Origin of the sequence: Polynucleobacter sp. 71A-WALBACH (assembly GCF_018882365.1) — a bacterium.
Lineage (GTDB): Bacteria > Pseudomonadota > Gammaproteobacteria > Burkholderiales > Burkholderiaceae > Polynucleobacter.
In genome coordinates this window covers 100,185-116,608 of record NZ_JACVOP010000002.1, presented here as the reverse complement: position 1 = coordinate 116,608, position 16,424 = coordinate 100,185, and the positions used below count along the sequence as shown (strand labels likewise).

General features: G+C 46.4%; 16 protein-coding genes. 11 read left to right on the top strand and 5 right to left on the bottom strand.

Going from position 1 to position 16,424, the window contains the following annotated elements:
* The first annotated feature begins 27 nt into the window (after nt 1–27).
* Nucleotides 28–690 carry a site-2 protease family protein gene (locus ICN42_RS08170; RefSeq protein ID WP_216253266.1) on the top strand — a complete coding sequence of 221 codons (663 nt, stop codon included), beginning with the start codon at nt 28–30 and terminating at the stop codon, nt 688–690.
* Between the two features lie 92 nt (nt 691–782).
* A complete protein-coding gene (locus ICN42_RS08165; RefSeq protein ID WP_216253265.1) occupies nt 783–1,235 on the top strand; it encodes a cytochrome c in 453 nt (150 codons plus the stop codon).
* Here the strand turns inward: ICN42_RS08165 and ICN42_RS08160 are convergent, their stop codons facing one another.
* A complete protein-coding gene (locus tag ICN42_RS08160; RefSeq protein ID WP_216253263.1) occupies nt 1,236–1,916 on the bottom strand; it encodes a cytochrome b/b6 domain-containing protein in 681 nt (226 codons plus the stop codon).
* 44 nt (nt 1,917–1,960) lie between these two features.
* Between ICN42_RS08160 and ICN42_RS08155 the strand changes: the two genes are divergently transcribed.
* A complete protein-coding gene (locus ICN42_RS08155; RefSeq protein WP_216253261.1) occupies nt 1,961–3,166 on the top strand; it encodes an MFS transporter in 1,206 nt (401 codons plus the stop codon).
* A gap of 7 nt (nt 3,167–3,173) precedes the next feature.
* Here ICN42_RS08155 and ICN42_RS08150 read toward each other — a convergent pair whose 3' ends face one another.
* On the bottom strand, nt 3,174–4,115 hold the full coding sequence (locus tag ICN42_RS08150; protein WP_216253259.1) for a 3-hydroxyacyl-CoA dehydrogenase family protein: 942 nt from the start codon (nt 4,113–4,115) through the stop codon (nt 3,174–3,176).
* An 84-nt stretch (nt 4,116–4,199) separates the two neighbouring features.
* Between ICN42_RS08150 and ICN42_RS08145 the strand changes: the two genes are divergently transcribed.
* The 4 genes from ICN42_RS08145 (at nt 4,200) to ICN42_RS08130 (ending at nt 9,157) form a co-directional block, all read left to right on the top strand.
* Nucleotides 4,200–5,129 carry a 2-hydroxyacid dehydrogenase gene (locus ICN42_RS08145; protein ID WP_216253257.1) on the top strand — a complete coding sequence of 310 codons (930 nt, stop codon included), beginning with the start codon at nt 4,200–4,202 and terminating at the stop codon, nt 5,127–5,129.
* 13 nt (nt 5,130–5,142) lie between these two features.
* Complete coding sequence (locus ICN42_RS08140; protein ID WP_216253255.1) at nt 5,143–6,069, top strand: dihydrodipicolinate synthase family protein; 927 nt, start codon at nt 5,143–5,145, stop codon at nt 6,067–6,069.
* A 28-nt stretch (nt 6,070–6,097) separates the two neighbouring features.
* Nucleotides 6,098–7,048: a TAXI family TRAP transporter solute-binding subunit gene (locus tag ICN42_RS08135; RefSeq protein WP_216253253.1), complete on the top strand. Its 951-nt coding sequence runs from the start codon at nt 6,098–6,100 to the stop codon at nt 7,046–7,048.
* 96 nt (nt 7,049–7,144) lie between these two features.
* Entirely contained in the window at nt 7,145–9,157 is a 2,013-nt protein-coding gene (locus ICN42_RS08130) for a TRAP transporter fused permease subunit (protein WP_216253251.1), read from the top strand.
* Nucleotides 9,158–9,251: 94 nt separating this feature from the next.
* Here ICN42_RS08130 and ICN42_RS08125 read toward each other — a convergent pair whose 3' ends face one another.
* Nucleotides 9,252–10,385, bottom strand: a complete 1,134-nt coding sequence (locus ICN42_RS08125; RefSeq protein ID WP_216253249.1) for a mandelate racemase/muconate lactonizing enzyme family protein — start codon at nt 10,383–10,385, stop codon at nt 9,252–9,254.
* A 118-nt stretch (nt 10,386–10,503) separates the two neighbouring features.
* On the opposite strand from ICN42_RS08125, the gene ICN42_RS08120 reads away from it, so the two are divergent.
* Together ICN42_RS08120 and ICN42_RS08115 are read left to right on the top strand one after the other, a co-directional pair.
* Entirely contained in the window at nt 10,504–11,430 is a 927-nt protein-coding gene (locus ICN42_RS08120; protein WP_216253247.1) for a 3-hydroxyacyl-CoA dehydrogenase NAD-binding domain-containing protein, read from the top strand.
* 71 nt (nt 11,431–11,501) lie between these two features.
* Nucleotides 11,502–12,965 carry a M23 family metallopeptidase gene (locus ICN42_RS08115; protein ID WP_370626021.1) on the top strand — a complete coding sequence of 488 codons (1,464 nt, stop codon included), beginning with the start codon at nt 11,502–11,504 and terminating at the stop codon, nt 12,963–12,965.
* A 71-nt stretch (nt 12,966–13,036) separates the two neighbouring features.
* Here the strand turns inward: ICN42_RS08115 and ICN42_RS08110 are convergent, their stop codons facing one another.
* The gene (locus ICN42_RS08110; RefSeq protein WP_216253246.1) at nt 13,037–13,477 is read right to left on the bottom strand and encodes a universal stress protein; all 441 of its coding nucleotides are present in this window, start codon (nt 13,475–13,477) and stop codon (nt 13,037–13,039) included.
* An 88-nt stretch (nt 13,478–13,565) separates the two neighbouring features.
* On the opposite strand from ICN42_RS08110, the gene ICN42_RS08105 reads away from it, so the two are divergent.
* Together ICN42_RS08105 and ICN42_RS08100 are read left to right on the top strand one after the other, a co-directional pair.
* Nucleotides 13,566–13,967 (top strand): DUF2177 family protein, encoded by a 402-nt coding sequence (locus tag ICN42_RS08105; RefSeq protein WP_216253244.1) that lies wholly within the window; start codon nt 13,566–13,568, stop codon nt 13,965–13,967.
* A 13-nt stretch (nt 13,968–13,980) separates the two neighbouring features.
* Complete coding sequence (locus tag ICN42_RS08100; protein WP_216253242.1) at nt 13,981–15,618, top strand: SulP family inorganic anion transporter; 1,638 nt, start codon at nt 13,981–13,983, stop codon at nt 15,616–15,618.
* Here ICN42_RS08100 and ICN42_RS08095 read toward each other — a convergent pair.
* A complete protein-coding gene (locus ICN42_RS08095) occupies nt 15,615–16,346 on the bottom strand; it encodes a sulfite exporter TauE/SafE family protein (RefSeq protein WP_216253240.1) in 732 nt (243 codons plus the stop codon). The two genes, ICN42_RS08100 and ICN42_RS08095, sit on opposite strands and share 4 nt — an antisense overlap.
* Nucleotides 16,347–16,424 lie beyond the last annotated feature (78 nt).

Genomic DNA, 16,424 nt, shown 5'->3' with positions numbered 1-16,424 from the left:
TTTTGCTCCTATAGATATCATATTGCCATGATTACTGACTATTCTATCCAAGCTGTCGCCATTAATGCGATTCCCTTGATTTTTGCCATTACTATCCATGAAGCTGCCCATGGCTATGCAGCACGTCAATTCGGTGACAATACGGCCTATATGCTGGGTCGGGTGAGCCTGAACCCCATTAAACATATAGATCCCGTGGGGACGATCCTCATCCCCCTGCTATTGATTTTGTCTGGATCCCCTTTTTTGGTGGGCTATGCCAAACCAGTACCCGTGAACTTTGGGCGCCTACGTAACCCTCGGATTGACTCGATTTGGGTGGCCTTAGCTGGGCCAGGATCCAATTTTATTCAAGCCTTAATTTGGCTAATCTTGCTAATTGGGCTCGTTGGGTTTGGCATAAATGAAAAGTTCTTCATCTCCATGTCTCAGGCTGGCATTACCTGGAATCTAGGATTGCTAGTGTTCAATCTATTTCCGCTGCCACCCCTAGATGGCGGCCGCATTCTTGCGGGACTCTTGCCGGCGTGCCAATCGATTGCCTTGGGCAAGTTAGAGCCCTGGGGCTTTTTTATCGTTCTTGGCCTGGTATTCACTGGGATTATTGGGAGCCTGTGGATGACCCCCTTGATGGCGTTTTTTGAGTGGCTCATTCTCTTACTGACCAGCCCTTTAAGAATGATTTTCTGAATGTATTGTGATCGACAAAAATCAGTATTCCAGAGTATGCTGAGCCAATATAGCCTTATCCGTCCTATCTATTGAAATCATTGGAGCCTCTTATGAAACTCAAACATCTTGTTTTTGCCGCACTTGCACCAACACTCCTAGCTAGCGCTGGAATCGCCTATGCGCAATTTAAAAAACCAGAAGATGCCATCAAATATCGTCAAAGCGCATTCACTGTGATGGCTAATTCTTTTGGAAAAATTGGCGCAGTAGTCAAAGGTGAAGCGCCATTCAATAAAGATGAAGTTGCCAAAAACGCAGCCGTGGTTTCCATTATTTCAACACTGCCATGGCAAGCTTTTGGTCCAGGCACCGAAGGAGGCAATGCACTGCCAGAGGTCTGGTCCGATAACGCTAAATTTAAATCAGCTTCAGAAAAAATGCAGCTTGCTGTTGCAAACTTGAACACCGCTGCGCAATCAGGTGACCAAGAAGCGATTAAAAAGGCTTTTGGTGCAGCCGGTGCTACCTGTAAGGGTTGCCATGATGACTTCAAGAAAAAGTAATTAGCTCGTTATCAAGTAACCCAGAACCACTGCAATAAGGCTCAGCAAAAATAAAGCTAAGCCACGTTGCAAACCTCCATCCTTGGAGGCTTGACCCAAGTCAGACGGCAGATACTTTGCCTCCTCGCTTGGGTCAATTTCTTTATCACCTAGCAGCATCGGCTTAATTAAACTCTCACCCTTGAACTTTTGGTAATAGAAAATTGCACAGAGGTGAGTAGCAATCAAAATAATTAGAATCTTTTCATTCTGGTGATGAATCGAAGTTAAGAACTCAACGGTTCCGTTGGAGACATATTTTGCGAATGGCCCTTCAAAAGCAATATCGTCATTTGCAAAAAGACCCGTCACCGCCTGAAGTCCTACTGAAAAGAGTAAGGCTAGAACAGACAGAGCACCCAAGGGATTGTGACCGAGTCCTGCCTTAGTCTTACCGGATAGGTAACTCAAGAGGACTTTAGGACTTGGTACAAAATTAATGAAGCGGGCATGATGAGAGCCAATCAAGCCCCAGAGAATTCTGAAGATAATTAAAGCAAGAATGCAGTAGCCCAAGATTGCATGCCATTCCATAGCATTGCCACCAATATTGACTGTTATGAAACTTCCAACAATACAAATGACTAGGAACCAATGAAACAGACGGATAGGGAGATCCCAGACGCGAATAATTTTTTTCATACCTAAAGAATAAATCACTGCCGCCGTTAGAATAAGAAAAATTCATGAAAACTAGCCAAGCCTTCAAAACTCTGTTGCTCTATCGCATAGGTGCAACTCTCAGCTATCAAATCATGATGGTTGCCGTCGGGTGGCATATCTACGAGATTACCAATAGTGTCGTTTCCCTTGGTCTGATTGGCCTAGCAGAGCTAGTTCCGTACTTTGTATTGGCCCTTTATGCTGGTCATGCAGTAGATCATCATTCTCGAAAACTGATAGCTGCGATTGCTTGCGGCTTTCATATTGCCGTCGCCCTATTCCTAGTTGCGATAGCGCTCGACTGGTTAGCCCCACCCGTTCCCTTGATTTACACAGCAGTAGCATTTTTAGGCTTGGCACGCGCACTATTGCGCCCCTCTTATCAGGCTATCTTTGGGCAGATCATTCCCAGAGATCAAATGACGCGCTATACCGCATACGCATCCTCTGCTTTTCAGATTTGCGTTGTAGCTGGACCAGGCCTGGGTGGACTCATGATTGGAGTCGCTGGGCTGGAATGGACTTATGCAATGGCCGCATTGAGTGGAGCTGTCGGTCTATATGGGGTCACCTTCATTCACATAAAACATGAAAAGCCTGAAGGCATCAGTAATGATTTCTTAAAAAGCTTTTTTGAAGGATTTAATTACGTACGAAAACACGAGCTCATTGTTGGCATCATGCTCTTAGATATGTTTGCCGTACTATTTGGTGGCGCTGTGTCCATTCTTCCGGCCCTTGTTAAAGAGGTTCTCAATGCTGGTCCAGAAACACTGGGAATCCTGAGGGCAGCACCTGCAGCTGGGGCAGTCCTGACTGGCCTTTACTTGGCGCGTCGACCTCTACTAGAAGATTCTGGAAAACATTTATTTTTATCAGTTGGTGGCTTTGGAATTGCAATTATTGCCTTTGGGCTTTCTAGCAATCTGTGGCTTTGCGCACTCTTCTTATTTATCTCTGGTTGCTGTGATTCCATCTCGGTCGTGATCCGTGGCAGCATTATGCAATTAACTACTCCAGACCAGATGCGCGGCAGGATCAGCGCTATTAATGGAATATTTATTGGCTCCTCTAACGAATTAGGTGCACTTGAATCAGGGATTGCAGCAAGCCTAATGGGGCTTGTGCCATCAATCCTATTTGGTGGAGCGGCAACCATACTGGTAGTGTTACTTACCTACCAACTTGCACCCCAACTAAGAAAACTCAACCTCAAAGATCTGACCTAAAGCATCATCATTCAATCTTAGGCAGATCCTTTTGAATAATCTTTAGGCCTTCACGTAAAGCCTCTTGATAACGCTCTCGCTCTGCTTTCATGGTCTCCGCAGTCCAAGAATAAAATCCCTCACCAGTCTTCATGCCTAACTTACCGCTGGCAATGCGATCGCTTAAACATTTCGCAATTTCTGGGGAGTTATTGAGGGTTGGATAAATCGTTGCGCCACCAGCACCATGCACATCCAAGCCAGCATGATCTCTTTGCATTGCAGGTCCCGCAGCAATGTAGCGAAAGCCAAAACCGAAACGCACAGCCTTATCAATATCTTCTAAGCTAGCAATACCGGCATCGACCATGGCAAAAGCTTCGCGCGATAAAGCATGCTGCAAACGATTTGCCAAGAAACCAGGTAAATCTTTTTTAACGGTCACTGGAACCATGCCACAAGCCGTCATCAACCGAGAAAGACTTTCTCCAACCATGGGTGATGTCTTCGCCCCATAGACCACTTCTACGCAAGGCACTAAGTGCGCGGGCATGAAAAAATGTAAGCCAATCATGCGGGCTGCCGTTTTCAAACCTGCCGCAATATCACTAATCGGAAAGCTAGTGCTATTACTCGCCAAGACTGCTTCCGGCTTTGCGTATTCCTCCAACTTAGCAAATAACTCTTGCTTGATATCCAAACGCTCTGGCACGCACTCAATAACTAAATCCACCTCAGGCCAATCTATTTCCTCCAAAGAGCCCGCTGTAGAAAGTAAATGCAGTCGATGTTCATAACCCAGATCAATCATGGTATTCGCAAAGTAGTCTGGCAGAAGTGCTCGACGCTCTGTGGTGGGCTCCAGAACTTGCACCGCACAACCTCCCCGAGCGCAAACGGCAGCGACATCAGCACCCATGGTGCCGCCGCCGACGATGAGGACTTTAGTTTCTGATGGGGTAAACAGCATCTCAATTTCTCCTTCGGGTGCCAGATAAGGATTACAAATCCTCTTACAATGATTTCATTATTCCAATAAAAAAGTAAGTGAGACATGATCCCAGTCAATTCGGTGCTGCAGGTCGGGCAATTTCCAGAAATAATGCAATTGGAGATTGATAAACGACTGAGCACAATCAAACTTCTCGATCCACATGGCAAGGCTCCCGATGGAAGCTTCGCTGCCATCCTGACCCGCTCCAATACCCAGTTGCCAAAAGAATTATTTGAAGCAATGCCTAGCGTACGAATGGTCGCCACTTGTGGTGTGGGCTATGACAACCTTCCTCTAGACTATCTCAAGGACAATGGCATCAAGGCAAGCAATACCCCAGGCGTATTGAACGATGCCGTATGTGAATTAGCCATTGGTATGTTGCTTGGCTTATTGCGCCGCATTCCTGAAGCGCAGGATTTTGTCAAAAGCACCGCTTGGTCTAAGTCTCCCTTCACCATCACAAGCACCCTTGCAGGTAAGCGCGTTGGCATTGCAGGTATGGGGCGTATTGGTCAGGATCTGGCAAAACGATTAGAGCCTTTTAAGGTCAAACTGGCTTATACCGGCCCCAGCAGAAAAGAATTGCCCTACGAGTACTTCAGCAATATCAAGTCCCTGGCACAGGCCTGTGACATCCTCCTACTTGCCTGCCCCGCCAATGCAGAGACAGAAAAAATGATTAATGCTGAAGTCTTAGATGCCTTGGGTCCGAAAGGCTATCTCATTAATATTGCGCGCGGTAGCGTAGTGGATGAGGAGGCACTTTTAGTTGCACTGCAACAAAAAAATATTGCTGGTGCAGCGCTCGATGTATTTGAAAATGAACCAAATCCAAACTTCGGGTTCTTAAATCTTGATAATGTCTTATTAACACCGCATATCGGAAGCGCAACCTCTGAAACGCGACAATTGATGACGAACCTAGCAATAGATAATTTAGAAGCTTTCTATAATCAAAAACCGCTTCTCACTGAAGTAAAAAATTAAATTGGAGTAAGTAATGACTATTTCCCTACACCCTTCCACACTACCTGCGGTGCTCTCACCTGTATTGACTCCATTTAAAGCAGACGGCAGTCCAGATGCGAAAAAATTACTAAAGCAATGTCAATGGCTTGAAGCCAATGGTGTTGGCCAAGCAATCTTCGGCACAAACTCAGAAGCTAACTCGATGTCTGCGCCGCAGAAGATGGGCACATTAACAGCCCTCATTGAAGGTGGCTTAAACCCTGCGCACATGATGCCTGGTACCGGTGCCACATCAATTGACGCAACAGTCAATATGACTCGCCATGCCATTCAACACAAGTGTGCTGGCGTCTTAATGTTGCCACCGTTCTACTACAAAGACGTCACCGATGATGGTCTTTTTGCTTACTTCTCCGAAGTGATTCAAAAGGTGGGAGATGCTGGATTGCAAATTTACATTTACAACATCCCGCCTGTCACCAAAATTAACTTAAGCCTTTCTTTGTTGGAGCGCTTAGCCAAGGAGTATCCAAAAACCGTCGTTGGCATGAAAGATAGTTCTGGCGATTGGTCTTATACAGAATCCGTGATCAAGCTCTTAGCGCCGTCCGGTTTCCGCGTATATGCCGGTAGCGAAGTCTTCCTCTTGCGCGCATTACGCGCAGGTGGCGTTGGCTGCATCTCTGCTACTGCTAACGTTAACCCTAAGGCCATAGCTGAATTGGCGGCTCATTGGAGAGAATCTGACGTAGATCAACGTCAAGCTGACCTGGATCAAGTACGCTCAATTTTTGCCCAGTATCAAATGATTGCCGGCATGAAAACCGCGGTTGCGCACTACAGCAAGGATCCCGATTGGTTACGTGTGCGCCCACCACTTATGCAACTCAGCGCTGACCAGCAAGCGAAGCTACTGAGCGAATTAGAAAAGATTAATTTCAGCATGCCAGGACTTTAATTAGACAGACCTACAACAGGAGACAAATATGAAAATAATCAAAATAATTGCTGTATCACTCACTATGCTGTTTAGTGCTGCACAAGCACAAAACATTTCTATTGCCACCGGTGGTACTGGTGGCGTCTACTATCCAATGGGTGGTGGACTAGCCTCAGTTCTGTCCAGCAAAGTAGCGGGCATGTCTGCTACAGCTGAAGTGACTGGTGGATCCGTAGACAACCTCAACCTCATCGGCACAGGTAAGCCTTACGTTGGCTTCTCTATGGCAGATGCAGCTAAAGACGCTAAAGATGGTGAGGGTAAATTTACCAATAAGAAGGTAGATTTACGCACCCTTCTAGTGCTTTACCCAAATCTCATGCACGTTGTGACGGTGGACTCCACTGGCATCAAGTCTATGAAGGACCTCAAAGGCAAACGTATTAGTACAGGCGCGCCCGGCAGTGCTACTGAAGTAATGGCCTTTCGCTTACTAGAAGCAGCCGGTCTGGATAAAGACAAAGACGTCAAGCGCGAGCGTTTGAGCGTAGCCGAGTCTGTAAATGCTGTAAAGGATCGAAAAATTGATGCCTTCTTCTGGGTTGGTGGTCTACCAACCGCAGCGGTTACCGATCTTGCTAATAGCCCCGGCATGAAAATCGTCATGGTAGACAATGCTGCTGAAGTCGTAGCAATGAATAAGAAATACGGTAACTTGTACTTTGCTACCAATATTCCAAAAGAAACATACAGTGGGATGGGTAAAGATAATAAGGTTGCTGGCGTAGCCAACATCCTCGTAGTCAATGCCAACATGCCTGATGATGAAGCCTACAAAATTGTGAAGGCAGTATTTGACAATAAGTTAGAGCTAGTTCGCACTCACAAAGAGTACATCAACGTTACCCTTGAGAATCAAAAACAAAGCTCTACCCCAATCGCATACCACCCTGGTGCAGCGAAGTATTTCAAAGAAAAGAACGTTAAATTAAATTAAGTTTGAAATCAGGGGTGCCCACAAGCACTCCTGAGTTTTTTGCTAGCCCCGCATTAGTAATACTAAAAAGCTATAAATAAAAAAATAGGTAGAGACATGACACAAGCTGTGATTGATAACGAAACACAAGAAAAATTAGACGCCTTCATCAAGCAAGAGGAAGGCGATTCAAATGACTACAAAGGTCTCTTGGCCAAGTTCATCACCTTGGTAGCTGTTGGCATGTCACTCTTTCACCTATATGCCGCTTATTCAATTGTGCCAACCCAGCAGCTGCGCGTTATCCACGTAGCCCTAGTGCTGTTTTTAGTTTTTCTGAGTTTTCCAATTGCAGCCCGCTTTAAGAACCGCCTGATGTGGTGGGATATCTTATTTGCCGTGGGATCGGTAGTTGTTGCCTATTACATTCTGAGTGGTGGCGACGATCTGTTTGACCGCAATACCGCCCCAAATTCAACCGATGTCATGGTTGGCGTCTTTCTCATCGCGCTCATCCTAGAAAGCGTCAGAAGAACCAATGGCATGGTCTTGGTTGTCGTTACTTCCCTATTTTTGTTGTATGCCCTCTTTGGTAACTACCTGCCAGCTCCATGGACGCACAAAGGCTATGACCTTGATCGCCTAGTGGGTTACATGTACATGACGCTTGAGGGTATTTATGGAACCGCAGTAGATGTATCTGCCACCCTCATTATTCTGTTCACCATTTTTGGCGCCTTCCTTCAGTTCACGGGAGCAGGTAAATTCTTTATCGACTTCTCTTTTGCCGCCATGGGTGGTAAATCCTCTGGCGTTGGCAGAACGATTGTTCTTTCCTCATTCTTACTTGGTGGCCCATCAGGCTCTGGCGTAGCTACGACTGTTACCGTTGGCTCTGTAGCCGCTCCGATGCTAGAAAAAGTTGGCTACGAAAAAAATGCAGCTGGCGGATTGCTGGCGGCTGGCGGCCTAGGAGCAATCATCTCTCCTCCCGTACTGGGCGCGGCAGCATTCTTGATTGCCGATTTTCTAAAGATTTCCTATTTAGACGTGTTGCTGATGGCAACCATTCCAACCATTCTGTTTTACCTAGGCTTATTAGTCATGGTGGAAATTGATGTACGCAAGTACGGCATGAAAAATATCCAATTCAAAGCCGCGGAATCTGCCTGGCAGTTAACCAAAAAATATTGGTTCCACTTTTTCTCATTGATTTCGATTGTGGTCTTCATGATGTTTGGCTTCTCGCCCGTCATGTCGGTATTTTGGGCGACTGTTGTTTCAGCACTCTCAAGCATGCTGCGTCGTGATACCGCCATCATTCCCTGGGATTGGTTCCAAGGTAAAGAGAAGATTTTCTCTGGTCTATATAACTCTAACCTTACCAAAGCACTGGCATCTGGCTCTACTGGCGTTCTCGCTATTGCAGTCACCTGTGCTGGCGCAGGACTCATTGTTGGTACCGTTACCTTGACTGGCTTAGGCTTAAAGTTCAGCTCTATTGTCATTCAATACGCTGGTGGCTCACTCTTACTTACCGCCATCTTCACGGGTCTAGTCGTTTGGGTTGTCGGCCTCGCCGTTCCAGTGACTGCGTCTTACATTATTTGCGCGGTGATCGCGGCACCTGCGCTGATCAATCTTGGTGTTCCAGAATTTGCAGCGCATATGTTCATCTTTTATTACGCCGTGCTTTCCGAGGTATCCCCTCCAACAGCGCTCTCCCCTTTTGCAGCGGCTGCTATTTGCAAAGGTAATCCATACAAAACCACTCTACAAACCTGGAAGTACGTTGCGCCCGCGATATTGGTGCCCTTCATGTTTGTGCTGGATAAGTCTGGCGTCAGCCTCTTGTTAATGGGCTCTACTGCAGCATTAGAGCAAGCGAACTGGATGGAGATCGCTTGGGTTTCCTTTACCGCTGTTGTCGGCATTATCTGCTTGGCTGGCGGACTACAGGGCTGGTTTATTGAAAAAACCAAAGTCTTTGAGCGCGTCATTATGGTGGTTGCTGGGGTAGCACTAGCCTATCCATCCACCGAGGCCGACATTATTGGATTTTTAGGATTTGGCTTAGTGTTGATTACCCAATCAATCACGCATTTCAAGCTCAATCCAAAATCTTCCTAAGCTCATTTAAGTATCCTCAGAATATAAAAAATCCCGCCTCATGTGCGGGATTTTTTATTACTCAGAATTTGCTTAAATCAAGTTATTAAACTAGTTATGCAATCTTTGTCCAAGCAGTTTTCCCGGCATACTTTTTAATAGCGGCTTCATCAAACTCAAATCCCAAGCCTGGGGTTTTATGCAAAATTAAATCCCCATTCTTGAAAGTGAGTTGCTTGTTAATCAATCTGCGGAAGTTCAAGACTTGATCATCCAAGAAGAATTCTACAAAACGGGCATTTGGAGTCGCTGCTACTAAAGGCGCATGTAAATCATGCATCCAATGTGGGCAAACAATCACACCCTTGACATCTGCATAAGCAGAGATACGACGCCACTCTGTGATACCGCCACACACCGCTGCATCAGACTGCAAAATAGCCGCGCCACCTGCATCAATTAACTCCCTAAAACGCCAGCGCCCAGCTTCCATCTCGCCAGTAGCCACATTAATCTTGGTTTGACGCGCAAGAGCCGCATGGAGATCAATAGCATCTGGAGAAAATGGCTCCTCAATCCAGTATGGGTTGTAAGCCTCAAAGCGACGTATGTATTCCAGTGCCGTAGGTAAATCGCGCCAAGCATTATTAGCGTCCAAGGTCAGCAAAACATCCTCGCCCACGGCCTTACGAGCAGCCTTAACGCGCGCCTCTTCCTCTCTAGGCGAGAGGCGACCTACTTTCATTTTGACAGCCTTAAAACCCTGTTTGACGTAGGACTCCATCTCCTTGCCCAACTTAGCAGGCGTTTTTCCTTCTAAATAGTAACCACCGCTGGCATAAGCTGGAACGCGGTCATCTACGACGGATCCTAGGTATTGATGGAGAGGCAACTTCGCAGCCCGGGCATTTAAATCCCAGAGCGCAGTATCCAGAATGGAGATGCCACGCATCACAGCGCCAGCACGTCCCTGCAAAATAGATTCGTCATACATCTCCATCCACAAACCTTCACTGCGATGGCTATTTTGACCAAGCAATTTTGGAGCAAGTAATTGTTCTACTGCAATTTTGGCAATATCCCCACCCGCACTCCCAACATAGCAAAAACCAATACCCTCATTGCCATCCTTGCCGCGCACTTTGACTAAACAATAGTGACGCTCTGAAACCGTCCGTGTTGAAAAGGAGGTAACTTTATCCAGAGGCACAGCTACTGCTGCAACTGATACTGACTCAATGATGGGCATGGGAGCTCCTATATACAAAAAATTATTGTAGCCATATTTAGAGCTAGGTGAGAACTCACAGATAAGGAATAATGAGTCACTTAACAATATGCATCATCTAGGATGATTTGGAGACGCTATGAGTCAAGTTGTTGTCATGGGTACGGGCACTATGGGGGTAGGCATTGCAGCCAGCTTCTTGGCTTATGGCGCCAAAACAATTTTGCTGGGCAGAGATCTCAACAAAGCAGAGCTTTGCCTCTCCAAGGTGGAGACGTGTGCTGAAACCATTAATCCCACATGGCGAGATGCTGGTGGCGAACTACTTGCCGGTAGCATTGCGGATTGGTCTGATTGGCAAAATACCGATCTCATTATTGAAACCATCTCTGAACGCATAGATCTCAAAAAAGCACTCTTTCGCGAGCTTGATCAGCGTGTCCCATCCAATATTCCAATTGGTAGTAATAGCTCGGGTTTCCCCATTAGTGAAATTGCACAAGGCCTTAAGACAAGTCATCGGATGTTCAATACCCACTATTTCATGCCTGCCCATATTGTTCCTTTGGTAGAGGTGGTTCTAGGTGAAAAGTCTGACCCACACATGGCGGAACAGATTTGTAATCTTTACCGTGCCCATGGTAAGAAGCCCGTATTGGTCAAGCGTGATATTCCAGGATTTCTAGCTAACCGCATTCAGCATGCCTTAATGCGTGAGGCACTCTCTTTGGTGCAAGAAGGGATTGCATCACCAGATGATGTCGACACTGCGGTGCGCTATAGCTTTGGCTTTCGTTATGCGGCAGTTGGCCCGATGACACAAAAAGAAATCTCGGGTTGGGAAGGTATGGCGCTAGCTGCAAAGGTCATCTACCCCTCCCTCTCAAATGTTCAAGCGCCGCCTGCTTGTGTCATGGATCTGGTGAACGTGGGGAAAACCGGCATGGACAAAGGCGCAGGCTTCAGAGAGTGGTCACCAGGGGAAGCAGCTCAAATGAAGCATGTCTATGAGGAGCGGCTCAAAGCAGCCTTTGAAGTGCTAAAAATAGCACCCGAACTAAATTAAAGCGATATTGTTGCGGTACAGCACGACCCAAAATACGCAGATCTTTCACAACAATATTGGATAATTGCTGTGTGAAGAAAAATGTCTGTGCGCGACCCCTCTTTTTTAAAGGGGCAATCAAAGTAATTGGATTTGCCCTTGTTGGCTTCATTCAAATACCAGGGATAGAGCTCGTCTCTAGCGCTTTGGCGCAAACTACAGCCCAAAATGGTAAGGCTAGCAAAGCACCCCAAGTTAAGCAGAAGGCTGCCATACCAAGTAGCAAGCAAGTCGGACTCAAAGTGAAGCAAAACACGTTCAATCAATCCTCAAAAAGCATGAGCTTAAATCCTGAATTATTTAAAAGGATAGAGGGTGAATACAGTAGTGAAGGTGCCGCGAACCTGGATTACCGCGTCCAACGAGGCTGCCTACGTCGCAGTTATAACGAAGATCATCTCCCGTCCAATTTAGGTCTAAGTGATCACAACTTCAATGATTTTTTTAAATCGCAAACCAAAGGCTTTTTTGATCGCATGCGTGGTAATTGCATTCCTTATGCGCTAGCCCTTGGAAGTCGCAACCGCTTTGAATCGCTTAGCATCATGAATGGCCCGATACAGGATGCCAAGACCGAAATTTGGACTTTTACTCCCTCAGCAGCAGGTAGCTTCTTAATTCAGCAAGACTACCTAAAAGACGAGTCGAAACGTTTTACCGAAATTCAATTGCCACTGCGTGATGTTCTATACGACCCCAAAAAAGTAGGCGATAAATTGCCTGTAGAGCTCATTTGGGAATTGAACTCCGTCATTAAACAGATTTATCCAGAGGAGAACAGTGCCCTAGAAAATACCAATAGCGTTGTGCGCTTGATCGTGGACTTTGGCGATAAAGAGCGCTGGGCGCAAATCTGGGCAGCAGAAATTATTGATCCAGCCTCTAATGAGGTATTTTCCAGTGCGTTTTGGATTGAGAGAAGTGACATTCCAGGAGGCTTTTATACCGCTAACGGAGAATCCATCGAACGCACCTTTTGGACTAACCCCCTGAGCTATCGACGCATATCACGCGGTGTTGGAAGTGTTCGTGCCTATAGTAAAAAAGCTTCTCCTAAAAAGGCAAGCGCTACGCCAACTGCGGCACCCAAGCAACGCTATCGCGCCCACATGGGAATTGATTACGCAGCACCTATTGGAACGCCCATCTTTAGTGTCGCCACTGGCAAAGTCGTGCACTTGGGCTATAGCGGTGCATTTGGTAATCTCATTATCCTTGAGCATCCTGGAAACTATCGTACCTACTATGCCCATTTGAGCAACTACAACGTAGAGCTTGAGGTAGGCAATGAAGTAAGGCGTGGCCTGGAGATTGGCTACGTGGGATCGACCGGACGCTCTACCGGCCCTCACCTTCACTTTGAATTAAGAAAAGATGGCATCTATGTTGATCCATATGGCGCTAAAACTGAATTAGATCTATGGAATATGCGCGATAGTGACAGCGGGCTGCTCACCAGAGAAATTCTATTGCTGGGAACGCCCCTCAAAAATTAAGGGGCGCCTGAAATAAATACAGAACAAAAAAGGGGCCTATCGGGCCCCTTAATTTCTTGCAGTCTTGAGTCTTAGCCGAGAACCAACACCGGCAACTTAGAATGCACAATCACTTCATGCGTTTCACTACCCAAGAGGACGCTCTTAATTCCGGTGCGCTTATGGGAAGCCATCACAATCACATCTGCCTTGGATTTCTTAGCACCTTCCAAAATACCTTCAGATAAATTGCTATCAGCAATGTGCAGCGTATTGACCTTAATACCAGCACCCAATATCACTGATGCTTTTTTAAAGACATCCGCAGCAAATGCCTCGCATACTTTTTTATGCTCTTTTTGCGAAATCCCGTAACCCATCGTGCTGTCTGAATACACCATTGGCGGCATCGGATCAGAAACATAGACCAACGTCACAGCAGCCTTATCGGCTTTGGCAAGCTCTGCCACCTTCTTTAAGGACTTTTTGCTGACATCTGAACCATCAACCGGTACTAATAAGTGCTTGAACATATCGACTCCTGTTAAATTAAACCTTAATGCCGCTCGTTCCATCATAATCCTAATTATTCATCTGTAAAAGCCTAAAAGGGAAACTGAATTGCTCAAGTATTTAGCGGTCTATTTTTCATTTCTACTGTCTTTAGTAGCCATTGATTTGATTTGGCTACTGGGCATCGCCAAGAATCTCTATCGCGATGACATGGGCTCTCTGATGGCCAGCGAGCCTAAATTATTAGCTGGACTGGGTTTTTATCTTCTCTACGCGCTGGGCGCATCGATTTTTGTGATTCTTCCGGCCATCTCGAAACAGTCCTGGATATATGCAGCGCAATATGGCGCTCTATTTGGCTTCTTTTGCTACATGACTTACGATCTAACAAACCTCGCCGTCATCCGCGATTTTCCTGTTCGACTGGCATTTGTGGATATTGCTTGGGGCTCTGCAGTTACGGCACTTTCTGCCACCTTAGCCTATTGGGTTGGTAGCCGTATAGCCTGAAAATCTTTTTCTAATGAACCTCTTTCACCCAAAACTGCTTGACTCCTTCAAGGGTTATAGTGGCGCGCTATTTAGTAAAGATGTATTAGCGGGTATTACGGTGGGGGTAGTGGCATTGCCTTTAGCAATGGCATTTGCGATTGCCAGCGGGCTCAAACCAGAAGCAGGTATCTTTACCGCCATCATTGCCGGTGGACTCATTTCCGTATTAGGCGGCAGTCGCGTGCAAATTGGCGGTCCAGCAGGCGCCTTCATCGTCATTGTTTACGGCATTGTGGATCACTACGGGATCGCTAACCTACTCTTAGCGACCGCCATGTCTGGAGTATTTTTATTCTTGATGGGGCTCTTTCGCCTCGGCACTTTAATTCGCTTTATTCCAGTAGCCGTCATTATTGGGTTTACCAACGGCATCGCCGTATTGATTGGCTTATCCCAAGTGAAAGAATTTTTTGGTCTGCAAATTACCAAGATGCCTGCTGAATTTTTTCAAGCAGCTCAAATCTTATATACAGCTGCCGATACCGTCAATCCAGCTGCTTTCTTGCTGTCGATGGGAAGCCTGGTTTTTTTAGTTTCCTGGCGAGCACTTCAAAAACATCTTGGCTATCTCACACATATACCTGGAACAGTGATTGCGATGGTGCTAGCTACGATAGCTAGCAGCCTATTTCATCTGCCTGTAGATACGATTGGCAGTCGGTTTGGCGGTATCCCAGCCGGTCTTCCCAGTTTTGAATGGATTCCAATTAGCTGGAGTACGGCACAGTTTGTCATTGCACCCGCCATTACACTCGCCCTACTCGGAGCAATTGAATCGCTCCTGTGCGCACGCATTGCCGATGGGCTGATTCATGATCGCCACGACTCTAATCAAGAACTCATGGCACAAGGGCTGGCAAATCTAGTCACTCCATTTTTTGGTGGCATGCCCGCTACAGGGACAATCGCAAGAACAGTTACGAACATACAAAGTGGTGGTCGTACACCAGTTGCCGGAATAGTCCACTCTGTAACATTACTGTCTATTATTTTGTTTGGGGCTCCGCTGGCAAAAAATATTCCCTTAGCCAGCTTAGCCGCTATTTTGATGTATGTTGCCTGGAATATGGGTGAGTGGCGAAAGTTTGCAGACCTCAAACAATTCCGCCTGCCTTATCGCTTGACCATGTTGAGCGTCTTTTTTCTGACCATCGCTTTAGACCTTACTGTGGCAATTCAAGTGGGTCTGCTCTTGGCATTTATTACTTTCATTTACCGAATCTCAAGCCTATCTCGCTATGAAGCGGCAAGCGCAATCGACTTTCCAGTATTGCAAGAACACCAGGGCAACATTTCTGTATTCAGAATCTATGGCGCCATCTTTTTTGGCGCAGTAAAGATTCTAGAGAACATTGAAAATGAATTGCCGTCAAAGCTGTTGGTTCTGGATTTAAAGAACGTAATCTATATCGACGTTTCTGGAATGGATGCTCTGCTTGAACTTGAAGAAGTTTGCAAAAATCGCGGCATTAAGCTCCTGATTTGCGGGCTTGTACATCAGCCATATGAGATGGCAGTACGTGGAGGCCTATTGGAGCGACTACCCCCTAATTGCATCTACCCAGACCTGCAACAAGGCATTGCCGCAGCAGTCAGTCAGCCGTATTAACTAATACAGAAGCCGCCCTTAAGTAAAGCTTCTGGCAAATACCAAGCGCGATAGAGCCCAAAAATTCCTGCGGACAATAAAAGTCCTGCAGCAATATATCTCACCCAGATGTATTGTCCAAACTGTGTCAGGACCGCTGAAAATTTCGAGATCAGCAATAGGTTAGGCAAAGTACCTAAGCCAAATGCCAACATCAGCGCAGCACCTGTCAAGACATCCCCCGATAAAAAAGCGAGCGGTAAAACGCTGTACACCAAACCACAAGGCACTAAGCCCCACACCATTCCACTAAACCAACGGGATGAGCGGCCTGTAAAACTCCCTAAATATTTCGCCCAATAGCTTGCCATTCGTGCGCCCAGCCACTTTCCGACCAATAGAGGGCTATTCGACCTCTGACGCAAAAGGCGCAAGCCCATCCACAATAAAACTAGGGACGTAAAAGCAAATAAGGGGCGTTGAATAGGCACCATATTTTGCTGCCAGATAATAGCGCCAGCCCAAGCAGCGATAGCACCAAGTAAAACGTATGTGGTTAAGCGCCCTAAGTGCATGATGAGTTGCAGATAAAACAGCTCAGACTTACTTTGTAATGGGCTGTAAGTCGCCTTTGGAGCGCCACCCTGACGTTCGATTGCCGCCGCAATACCGCCACACATGAGGGCGCAGTGCCACCCACTAACCAAAGCGCCCAGGAAGACGGCTAGCAATAAACTAGTAGTTAGCATCTAGGCAGCCCCAGTCTCGAGGAAGTATTAAAATTAAACATTATCCGAGTAGAATAAACTGGTCTGATAACTAGATCC